Origin of the sequence: Methylobacterium iners (genome assembly GCF_022179305.1) — a bacterium.
Taxonomy (GTDB): Bacteria; Pseudomonadota; Alphaproteobacteria; order Rhizobiales; family Beijerinckiaceae; genus Methylobacterium; species Methylobacterium iners.
On the sequence record NZ_BPQP01000024.1, the window covers coordinates 24,678 to 35,512 of the forward strand.

Below are 10,835 nucleotides of genomic sequence, written 5' to 3' on the forward strand. Positions count from 1 at the left end.
TAACTGCATAAGCAGCGATGACCGCGGTCAGCAAAATGACCAGAGCCACGATCCTCCACCTCGGTTGGCCGTCATCTTCGGGGTCTCTTTCGTCGCCCATCGCACGACTCCTGACCGACAGATCGCAGCACGTCCTATGACCGCTCGAACCTGAACGTCGCGGCAATACCGGCAACGGTGACGTATCCCGCGACCCCTCTGGTGAAACACTGTCTGCGTATTCAAACCTGATCTGAGGAGCAGGCTGTGCAGACAAATGTCCGTTACTTGAGCTACCTCGAGCACGTCCGCTTCTGGGCTGAGCGCGGCGTGGCCAATGCCTTCTTGAGGCAGCCCGCAAGCGTCGAACGTCTAACTCCGAGTACCTGCGCAACGCTCTTCGCGAGAAGCTGCAGGCCGACGGCGTGACCCTGCCCCCGCTCGAGACGATGGTGGTCACCACTAAGCAGGCCGCCTGACCATGGTCCGCAACACCAAGCCCATCCCCACCGATTCCGAAGCCGAGCTCGCCGGCCTCGTAGGGCAGCGCCTTCGGTGTGGCCGACACCCTCGCGGAGGTCGACCGCGGCGTCGTCAACGCAGAGGAGCGCATCGAGAGTGACCGCATTCTTGCCGAGCGCGAGGTTGCCGCCGCCCGCCTGGAGCGGGACAGCAAGGCAATCGACGCGGCGGCCGAGCGCGTCCGTCGCGCCGTCAGCGATCTCGCCGCAGCAAACGCCGCCCTGACCGCCGCTATTACCCCGGAATCCGCCCCGCTCTTCACCAATCGCACCATGCACGGCATGCGGAATGGCGCGCCTCCCGAGCGCGTCTCCGCCTACCTCACCGGCCACATGCTGGCGACTGCCATGCCCTTGCTCGATATCGCCGAGGCCGGCAGGCAGGAGAAATTTGGTTCGGTGAGCGCCAAGCCCATCGAGGCGACCGACGGAGAGACGCCGGCCCGGTCTCTGCTCACCGATGGCGCGTCAGATCCCAACGCTCGCCGCTCCAGCCGCGACAGCCTGCTCAACCGTGGCCCCATTCCGCAGTGCCATGGCTATCGCTGTCGACGCCGTGTCGACTGCCGCTGCACGATCCTCGCCGTAATCGTACACGCTGTTCGTCCCTGCGCTCAGGCGGGCATGATAGTTGTCCGGGTAATTCCGGTTCATCCGATCCTTGAGCAGTCGAGTTGCAGCCTTGTAGTCGCCCTCGAAGTCTCTTGCCCGCTGAGCCGACGGCACATCCAGCCGCCCGTCCTCGGCCTGCGCAGCATCCTCGCGCATCCGTTCATCGCGGCGGCGCGACGCCAGGAACTGGTCCAACTTGGCCCTGAGCCGCTCGAGAATGGTCATACCGATACCGCTGCACACAGCCGCCGGAGCGACTTTAGCCTCTGCTTACCACGTTCCGCCGCCTGCAGGCGGGGAGCGCAATCGGCCGCACGCAGTGGAGCAGTCAGCTGCATCAACGAGACCGGGCCGCCGATGGGGAGGCGTGTCGCCCGCTCACCCAAAGCGCGAGGGACCCTGGGGATGCCAGACGGATACGGGTGGTCGGGGTCCCCAGTTTTCCTAGCGCCAGCGGCCGAATTCTAGGTACGCACCTATGGCGGCAGGGGCCTCTCAGCGGCAGCTAACCAAGATACTCCACGTGACAGCAGATGCGGTGCGCAAGGCGATATTGACCAAGCGCATCAAGCGTTTGCCGAATGGTCTGATTGACCCCGTCGCCGCTCGGGAGGCCTGGAGCGCGTCAACCGACCCGATGCGTACTAAGGTGCGTAACAGCGCGAAGGTACTCAGCCGAGGAACGCACCCCGCCGCTGAGGTCCGCACCGAGGCGGATGCCCGCGAAGCCGCCAGCCTGATCGCTTGGGTTCTCGCCGAAGAGGGCATGTGGGACGACGGTAAGGGCATCGACTTCGGCAAGACGCGGACCGCCGAGTTGGTGCTGAAGGCAAGGCAACGCGACCTCAATCAGACCGAGCAGTCTGGTCAGCTCGTCGATAGGGCCGTGGCCGAGAAGCTGTTCTTTGACACCGCTCGCGACTTCCAGGACGCCTGGCCGGCGTGGATCGGCATCGAGTTCGCCGACGAGCTCAAGATCGACACCCACAATCTCATGCTAAATGGCAGAACGAACCCAGCGGACGAGGTCTGGCGTGCCCAGAGCGGGCTCGACATCTCCGAACCCGCCCTGTTCAATGCGACGGTCAATTGAGAAGCGGTGACCCGCGCCGATATCGACGCTTGGAACGCACTCTTCAGTGTTCGTCCTGCCACGCCAGAGGGCATCGCTGCCCTAGAGCGTCACGCCAAGCTCTTCGTCAGTGAGACGAGGAACTCTAGGGGTGGCTTGACGATCCAGAGACACGTCCTGGCGCGTCTCGTTACCACGAGGTTCGTGCCCAATGACCAACGTTCTTCGCTTTCCAGGCGGTCGCTGTGTCTCGGCCGGCACGATCTCCCGCGAGGAGTTCGAACGCCTTGTTGAGCTCGCTCTTGACGTCGTCGAGCGCATCATCGCGCTTCTCGATGAAGCCGACGGCTATCCGGATGCTGAGGATGGCGGGGAGACTGAGCCGTCCCTTGCTTCGCCGATTGGCGGACCTTGCCAGCTAATTTGGGCGACCGGCGGTGATCGGGATATGGACCGGCCGTGATGCCGCCCAGCCCTGCGCGTTGCTCAGCGCTTTCGCAGAGCGAGGAGCAGCCATCCCACGACCACGCCAGAGGTTAGGACGGCCACGCCAAGTCGCTCAGCCGGATTGAGGGCGGCAATCCGCGGCCAGATCGGTCCGAGCACCATGCAGGGTATGCCAGCGCTAAACGAGATCGTGTCGACGCGCGTCATGGGTTGCAGCTTTCCGGGGCTGACTGAGCAGCTAGGACCCACCGTGCGCCTGTTACGCGTCGATCAACACCTCCATGAACCCTTCGACAATCGGCCGGCGGCCGGGCAGGGTTTGCTACCGAATTCGTTGCGCCGAGCTGGTACGAGGAACGATTTGAGAACGCAGCTAGCTCGAAAATTCGAGTTAGCACAACACGTTACGCAATCAGATGGGATTGAGCGATTTGGCAGAGCGCGAACTTCAAGACCGCTGCCTTGAACCACTCGGCCACCTCTCCTGCGCGCGTTCACTCATACGCGAGAACGGGCGATGCGGGAAACCGAAATCCGGGCTCGAGTCACGCCTTGCCGGAGCGGAGCCGGCCGAAGCGTTCCAGGAGGGCCGGGTCGTGGAGGAGGGCGGCGCGTTCGCGTGGGGAGAGCCAGGCGCGGGCCTCGGCGATCGTCTCGGCTTCGAGGATCTTGGCCCCGGCGAGCGCACGGTCGGGATCGACGGCGCCTCGGGGACGGGCGGGGGCGGGCGGCAGCATCAGGGCGTGGGCGCGGGCGAAGGCGGGATCGGCGTGGAGGGCCGAGAGCGCGTCGGCCTCGTCGAGCCCGTCCCCGGCGTTGTGCTGGCTCAAGGCCCCGGCGCGGGCGACGATGGCAGGCGGATCGCGCTCCTCCGGCGTCATCAGCAGGCCGCGGCGCTTGAGCCAGAGACCCCAGGCGAGCTGCCCGGAGGCCCAGGAGATCGGAATCGCCAGGACGAGGCCGAGGATCGTCGGCGACATCCAGAGGAACAGGGAGGTCGCGATGGCGAAGGCGGAGATGCCGGCGACCAGCCCCAGCACCATGTGCCAGCGGTGGCGGCGGACGATGTCGCGGATCGGGATCGAGCCGTCGTCGCGCCGCTGCGGGTTCCAGCCGGTGTCGCGGCCGGCGAGGATCTGGAAGATCGAGCCCGATTGCACCAGCATGGCGATGGGGGCGATCAGCGCCGAGAGCAGGATCTCGATCAGGCTCGACACGACGAGCCGGAGGGCGCCGCCGCAGGCCCGGCGCACCGGGCCGTCGATCAGCGCGAGCAAAAGTCCCAAAAACTTCGGGGCGAGGAGGATGCCCATGGTGAGCCCGAACAGACGCAGGGCGCGCTCAGGGTCGAAGCGCGGCCAGACCGGGTGCAGGCCGAATTCGGGGGTGAAGTATTCCGGCCGCACATAGGCCGTCTGCAGGACGAGGGCGAGGCCAACCACGAGCTGGGCGAGCCAGAGCGGGGAGGCGACGTAGCCGGCAATGCCCGTGGCGAAGTGCTGGCGGGAGGCGGCCTTCAATCCGGCGGCGCCGATGATGCGGCTGTGCTGCAGGTTGCCCTGCGCCCAGCGCCGGTCGCGGATCGCGACGTCGATCAATGAGGGCGGGCTCTCCTCGTAGGAGCCGGGCAGGGTCGGCAGCATGGTCACGCCCCAGCCCGCCCGGCGGATCAGGGCCGCCTCGACGAAGTCGTGGCTCAGCACGTGGCCGCCGAAGGGCGGTTTGCCGGGCAGGTCGGGCAGGCCGCAGGCCTCCGCGAAGGCGCGCGTCCGGATGATGGCGTTGTGGCCCCAGTAATTGCCGTCGCGGCCCGACCAGGTGGCGAGCCCGGTGGCGATGACAGGCCCGTAGATGCGGGCGGCGAATTGCTGGAGCCGGGCGAAGAGGGTGTTGCGGTTCACGATGAGGGGCAGCGACTGGATGATGCCGGCTTGCCGGTCGGCCTCCATCGCCGCCGCGAGGCTGACGATGCACGCGCCGGTCATCAGGCTGTCGGCGTCGAGCACCAGCATGTGGTCGTAGCCCCCGCCCCAGCGGCTCACGAAGTCGCCGATATTGCCGGCCTTGCGGTGGTGGTTCTTGGGCCGGTGGCGGTAGGAGAGCCGGGCCTCCGGGCCAAGGCGCTCGCGGAGTGCAAGGTAAGCGCGCTCCTCCGCGATCCAGGCGTCGGGTTGCGTCGAATCCGAGAGCACGAACCAGTCGAAGGCGTGGCCCTGGCCCGTGGCCTCCACGGCCTCGTGCATGGCCTCGATGGCGGCGAAGGTCCGGGCCGTGGCCTCGTTGTAGACGGGCATCACCACCGCGGTCCGGGTCGTCAGCCGGCCCGGCACGGCCGGGAGGGCAGGGCGGCGCAGGAGGACGAGGAAGCCGAGGATCGCGGCGGTGAAGGCGAGCGCGATCCAGGAGAAGTTCAGGGTGAAGAGGGCGAGCAGGAGGTACTGCAGCACCGTGATGCCGCCCGAGACCGACACGACCTGGTACATCTCGAAGGCACCGTAGGCGGTCAGGCCGAGCCCCCCGCCGAACACGAAGGCCCGCGCCAGCCAGGGCCGCGCCGGCTCAGGACGATCCGGCCCGGGCCTCCAGGCCCGGAGGTCCTGGACGGGCATCGGCAACGGAGCCTCGGGCGGCATCGCCGGCCGGAACGGCTCCGCGGGAGGCGGAGCCGGGGCGTCGGCGGTCGCGGGGGCGGCGAGGGGGTTCAGGGTGTCCAACGGTAGAGCCATGTCTCGGTGATGGGGCGCCCGGCGCGCTTGAGGGCGAGCCGCAGCTCGCTCACCCCCTCGCCGCCCGGATCGAGCTCGAAGGCGACCCGCACGGTGCGGCGCTCGGGATAGCGGTAGAGCGCCCGGCTCGCGATGGTGCCCGGGCCTGCGATGAGCACGGTCTGCAGCTCGGCCCCTTCGAACAGGATGTCGCCCGTGAAATCGACGAGGAAGCGCCGCCGTTCCCCCGCCCCGCGCCCGCTCCGGGTGCCGGTCACGGCGGCGAGCGGCGGACGCTCGGGCAGCACCCAGCACCAGGTCTGGCGGTAGCTGAGCGCGAGCTGCCCGCCCGCCGCGACCGCGGCCTCCGGGCGCCAATAGGCGAGCACGTTCTCGTTCACCTCGGCATCGCTCGGGATCTCGACGAGCGTCACGGCGCCCCTGCCCCAGGCCCCCTGCGGTTCGAGCCAGAGGGAGGGGCAGCGCTCCCAATGGGTGCGGTCGTCCTGGAAGGCGGCGTAGTCGCGGGTCCGCTGCACCAGGCCGAAGCCCTTCGGGTTCTCGTCGAGGAAGGCGGAGACCTGGAGCGTCTCGGGGTTGCGCACGGGGCGCCAGATCGCCTCGTCGCGGCCGGTGCGGATGCGCAGGCCGTCGGAGGCGTGGACCGCGGCCCTCGCGTCGTCAGCCCCGCGCCGGTCGTGGGGGCCGAACAGGTAGCGGGTGGTCATGCCGCCCAAGCCCACATGGTCGAGGGCGGCGCGCGCGAACACGGTGCCGGTGACCTCGGCCACCGAATCCTGCCCCGGCTGCAGGCTCATGCGCAGCGCAGCCGCGGCGGATGCGGAATCGACGAGCAAGTGAATCACCAGCGGTCCGCCGGGGGCGGGGCGCTCGAACCAGGCGGCGCGGAATTGCGGAAACTCCTCGCCGCGGGCATCGGCCGGGCGCAGGGTCAGGGCGCGGGCGGTGGCGCCGAACTCCCCGCCCGCCGCGACGAGGCGGAAGAAGGAGGCGCCCTGGAAGACTGCGAAATCCGAGAGCGCGTCCTCGCCGAACCGCGCCCGCACGCGGAAGCCCGAATGACCCGGGTCGTCGGTGAAGCCGGGGAGGTTCGGGCCGGCGAAGCGCTCGGGGTCGTAGGGTAGGGGGCGGACCTGCCCGTCCTCGACGAGGGCCAGGGCGACGCGGGTCCGGAAGATCGAGCCGCGATGCAGGGGTTCGATGGTGAAGCCGAGGCCGTCGGAGGCCCAGATCGCGCGGTCGGGCACGCTGCGGATCGCGGCGTATTGCTCGCGGTTCAGGCCCGTCAGGACCTCGGGCAGGTCGTCCTCGCGGGGAGGCACGAAGGGCTGGGCGGCGAGCGCGCGGGCGAGGTCGGTGACCGTCGAGGCCGTGAACCGGGCTCCGGCCTCGGGAAGCGGGGGCGCGTCGGCCCGGGCCGCGCCGGCGGCAAGCCCCCCGATCACGCCCGCGGCGGCGGCCCGCAGGAGGTCGCGCCGGCTGTGATCCCGTGAGGGACACGCATCCTGGTCGGCGGTCGGATGGTTCTGGCTCCGCGTCATGGGCCCTTCGTGCAGGTTTCTTGGTGCAGGTTTCTTGGTGCAGGTTTCTTGCCGGCGCGCGGACCGGTGTCGGCTTCGCGTGTAGCACGCTCCGCGCTGAACCGGCCCTTAAGGCCTCAAGCCCCCAAAAGGCTCCCGTTTTGTCGCGCGCGCCCGATCGGCTAAGGGGGCGCCCGGCGCGAGGCGGGGCGAGACACGATGGATTCGGGAACGGGCGAGATGCGGACGCGCAGCCTCACGGCGATCGTTCTGGCCGCGGGGAAGGGCACGCGGATGCGCTCCGACCTGCCCAAGGTCCTGCACCGGGTCGCCGGCCGGACCATGCTCGGCCACGTGCTCGCGGCCGTGCGCGAGGCCGGCGCGACCCGGGTCGCGGTGGTGGTCGAGCCCGGCCAAGAGGCGGTCGCCCGCGAGGTCGAGCGCGGGGCGCCGGGCGCCGGCATCTATCCGCAGGCCGAGCGGCTGGGCACGGCGCATGCCGTGCTCGCCGCCCGCGAGGCGCTGGCCGCCGGGGGGCACGACGTCGTGATCGCCTTCGGCGACACGCCGCTGATCACCGGCGCCACCCTTCAGCGCCTGCGGGCGCCGCTGGCCGAGGGCGCGGCGGTCGCGGTGCTCGCCTTCGAGGCGGCCGATTCCACCGGCTACGGCCGCGTGCTCACCCAGGCCGGCCGCGTCGTGGCGATCCGCGAGGAGAAGGACGCGAGCGAGGCCGAGCGCGGCGTCCGCCTGTGCAATGCCGGCCTGATGGCCCTGGCGGGACGGCACGCGCTCGCCCTCCTCGAGCGGATCGGCAAGGATAACGCGGCCGGCGAGTACTACCTGCCCGACGCCGTGGCGCTGGCCGTCGCCGACGGGCTCACCGTCGCCGTCGTGCCGGTGGACGAGGCGGAGGCGCAAGGCGTCAACGACCGGGTCCAGCTCTCCGTGGCCGAGGCCGCGATCCAGGCGCGGCTGCGCCGGGCGGCCCAGCTCGGCGGCGCGACGCTGGTGGCGCCCGAGACGGTTTTCCTGAGCGCCGACACGGTCTTGGGCCGCGACGTTCTCGTGGAGCCTCACGTGGTGTTCGGCCCCGGCGTCACGGTCGGCGACCGTGTCACGATCCACGCCTTCTCGCATCTCGAGGGCGCCAGCTTGGCCCAAGGGGTCAGCATCGGCCCCTATGCGCGCCTCAGGCCCGGGGCGGTGCTGGACGAGGGATCGCGGGTCGGCAACTTCGTCGAGCTCAAGAACGCCCGGCTCGGTGCCGGGGCCAAGGCCAACCATCTGAGCTACCTGGGTGATTCCGAGGTCGGGCCCGGCGCCAATATCGGCGCGGGCACCATCACCTGCAATTACGACGGGGTGCACAAGCACCGCACCGCGATCGGGGCGGGCGCCTTCATCGGCTCGAACACCGCCCTCGTGGCGCCGGTCTCGGTGGGGGCGGGCGCCATCGTCGGCGCCGGTTCGGTGATCACGGCGAACGTGCCCGAGGACGCGCTGGCGGTGGCCCGCGGACGCCAGGCCACCCGGCCCGACGGGGCGCGGCTCTGGCGCGCGACGAAGGGCATGAAGCAGAAATAAGCTTCTTCTACCAGAAGCTTGTGAAGGTGCTTGAACCTCGTCTTTCAAGTACGCCCCAGGTGCTGCGGTCCTCCCTCTCCCCCTTGCGGAGGCGAGACGCCCCGTCGGCGGACGGGGCGGGCTGGCAATTCGTAAACCCGATCCGTTACAAGCAGGCGCGCGGCCCGCCCGCGGGTGCGGGGCTTGCACCTGATCGGCGACCGGAACCCGGCCCGACCCTTTCGTCGATGACGGCTTGAGAGACACGGCAGCATGTGCGGAATCGTTGGGATCGTCGGGCAGGACGCCGTCGCGGACGGGTTGATCGAGGCCCTGCGCCGACTCGAATACCGGGGCTACGACTCGGCCGGCATCGCGACCCTGGAGCACGGGCGGCTCGAGCGGCGCCGTGCGGAGGGCAAGCTCGTCAACCTCCGGACCCGCCTGGAGGAATCGCCGCTGACCGGCACCATCGGCATCGGCCATACCCGCTGGGCGACCCACGGGCGCCCGAACGAGACCAACGCGCATCCGCACGCCACGGCCCGGCTCGCGGTGGTCCATAACGGCATCATCGAGAACTTTCGCGAGCTCAAGGCGGAGCTGCAGGGACACGGCGTGCGCTTCGAGAGCGAGACCGACACGGAGGTCGTCGCCCAGCTCGTGAGCCACCTGATGGACGGCGGCCTCGATCCCGTCGCGGCCGTGGCGGCGGCGCTGCCGCGCCTGCGCGGCGCCTTCGCGCTGGGCTTCGTCTTCGCCGGGCACGACGACCTCCTGATCGGTGCCCGCCACGGCGCACCGCTGGCGATCGGGTTCGGGCAAGATAAATCAGGGGGTGGCGAGACCTATCTCGGCTCGGACGCGCTGGCGCTGGCGCCCTTCACGGAGGAGATCACCTATCTCGAGGAGGGCGACTGGGCGGTGCTGAGCCGTGCCGGCGCCGAGATCCACGATCTCTCCGGCGCCGTCGTCCTGCGCGAGCGCCAGCGCATCGTGGCCCAGGCCTTCCGGGTCGAGAAGGGCAACCACCGCCACTTCATGGGCAAGGAGATCCACGAGCAGCCCGAGGTCGTGGGCCGCACGCTCGCCCATTACGTCGACCTTAGCCAGGGCCGCGTCGCCCTGCCCGAGGCGCTGCCCTTCGATTTCCGGGACTTGTCGCGGCTCTCGATCACGGCCTGCGGCACCGCCTACTACGCCGGGCTCGTGGCCAAGTACTGGTTCGAGAAGCTCGCGCGGCTGCCCGTCGAGATCGACGTCGCCTCAGAGGCGCGCTACCGCGAGCCGCCGCTGGAGCGCGACGGGCTCACCCTGGTCATCTCGCAATCGGGCGAGACCGCCGACACCCTGGCCTCGCTGCGCTACGCCAAGGCGCAGGGGCAGCACACGCTGGCGGTGGTCAACGTGCCGACCTCGACCATCGCGCGGGAGGCCTCCGCCGCCGTGCCGACGCTCGCCGGCCCCGAGATCGGGGTTGCCTCCACCAAGGCCTTCTCCTGCCAGCTCACGGTGCTGCTCTGCCTCGCCATCGCGGCGGGCCGGGCGCGCGGCACGCTCAGCGCCGAGGCCGAGCGCGGCCTCGTCGACGCGCTGATCACGGTGCCGGGCCTGATGGCCGACGCGCTTCAGCGCGAGGGCGAGGTCGAGGGGCTGGCCCGCGAGATCGCCAAGGCCCGCGACGTGCTCTACCTCGGGCGCGGCACGGCCTATCCGATGGCGCTGGAGGGCGCCCTGAAGCTCAAGGAGATCAGCTACATCCACGCCGAGGGCTACGCGGCGGGCGAGCTCAAGCACGGCCCCATCGCGCTTATCGACGAGAGCGTGCCCGTCATCGTGATCGCGCCCCACGACGCCATCTTCGAGAAGACGGTCTCGAACATGCAGGAGGTGGCCGCGCGCGGCGGCCGCATCATCCTGATCGGCGACGCCAAGGGCGCGGCGGCGGCCGGCCTCGACACCATGGCCACCGTGACGATGCCCGACCTCGACCCGGTCGTGGCGCCCATCGTCTACGCGGTGCCGATCCAGCTCATCGCCTACCACACGGCCGTGTTCATGGGGAAAGACGTCGACCAGCCCCGCAACCTCGCGAAGTCGGTGACGGTGGAGTAGGGCACCGGTACGGCCAGCCCCCACTCACCGACTTTGATCAGCGCCCGGCTTTCTGTGTCGTACCAGTGCACGCGGCGGCCGCATCATCCTGATCGGCGACGCCAAGGGCGCGGCGGCGGCCGGGCTCGACACCATGGCCACCGTGACGATGCCCGACCTCGACCCGGTCGTGGCGCCCATCGTCTAACCGGCGCGGGCTCGATCGGATCGTCCCGAGCGTTCATCGTGACGATCCGATCGAGCCCGCGCCGGTTAGACGATGGGCGCCACGACCGGG

Annotated in this window: 7 protein-coding genes and 1 pseudogene; 6 read left to right on the forward strand and 2 right to left on the reverse strand. The window is 69.9% G+C overall.

All coding sequences use genetic code 11. The annotated features are described in order from the left end of the window. The first annotated feature begins 536 nt into the window (after positions 1–536). The 3 genes from MFF55_RS08750 to MFF55_RS08760 all read left to right on the forward strand — a co-directional run bounded on the left by MFF55_RS08750 (position 537) and on the right by MFF55_RS08760 (position 2,647). Positions 537–1,580: a hypothetical protein gene (locus MFF55_RS08750; RefSeq protein WP_238243699.1), complete on the forward strand. Its 1,044-nt coding sequence runs from the start codon at positions 537–539 to the stop codon at positions 1,578–1,580. A gap of 55 nt (positions 1,581–1,635) precedes the next feature. Beyond that, on the forward strand, positions 1,636–2,205 hold the full coding sequence (locus MFF55_RS08755) for a hypothetical protein (protein ID WP_238243700.1): 570 nt from the start codon (positions 1,636–1,638) through the stop codon (positions 2,203–2,205). 190 nt (positions 2,206–2,395) lie between these two features. Next, positions 2,396–2,647: a hypothetical protein gene (locus MFF55_RS08760; protein ID WP_238243701.1), complete on the forward strand. Its 252-nt coding sequence runs from the start codon at positions 2,396–2,398 to the stop codon at positions 2,645–2,647. A 529-nt stretch (positions 2,648–3,176) separates the two neighbouring features. Here MFF55_RS08760 and mdoH read toward each other — a convergent pair. Continuing rightward, positions 3,177–5,357, reverse strand: coding sequence for a glucans biosynthesis glucosyltransferase MdoH (gene mdoH, locus MFF55_RS08765; protein ID WP_373874755.1), 2,181 nt, complete (start codon positions 5,355–5,357; stop codon positions 3,177–3,179). After that, positions 5,333–6,898: an OpgD/OpgG family glucan biosynthesis protein gene (locus MFF55_RS08770; protein ID WP_238243702.1), complete on the reverse strand. Its 1,566-nt coding sequence runs from the start codon at positions 6,896–6,898 to the stop codon at positions 5,333–5,335. Before MFF55_RS08770 ends, mdoH begins: the two co-directional genes overlap by 25 nt. A 198-nt stretch (positions 6,899–7,096) precedes the next feature. Between MFF55_RS08770 and glmU the strand changes: the two genes are divergently transcribed. From glmU to MFF55_RS27125, 3 genes and pseudogenes are all read left to right on the forward strand, one after another. Further along, positions 7,097–8,464 carry a bifunctional UDP-N-acetylglucosamine diphosphorylase/glucosamine-1-phosphate N-acetyltransferase GlmU gene (gene glmU / locus MFF55_RS08775; RefSeq protein WP_238243703.1) on the forward strand — a complete coding sequence of 456 codons (1,368 nt, stop codon included), beginning with the start codon at positions 7,097–7,099 and terminating at the stop codon, positions 8,462–8,464. Positions 8,465–8,716: 252 nt separating this feature from the next. Then, positions 8,717–10,558, forward strand: coding sequence for a glutamine--fructose-6-phosphate transaminase (isomerizing) (gene glmS, locus MFF55_RS08780; protein ID WP_238243704.1), 1,842 nt, complete (start codon positions 8,717–8,719; stop codon positions 10,556–10,558). Positions 10,559–10,622: 64 nt separating this feature from the next. Then, a pseudogene (locus MFF55_RS27125) lies at positions 10,623–10,742 on the forward strand (SIS domain-containing protein); the annotation flags it as partial. Positions 10,743–10,835 lie beyond the last annotated feature (93 nt).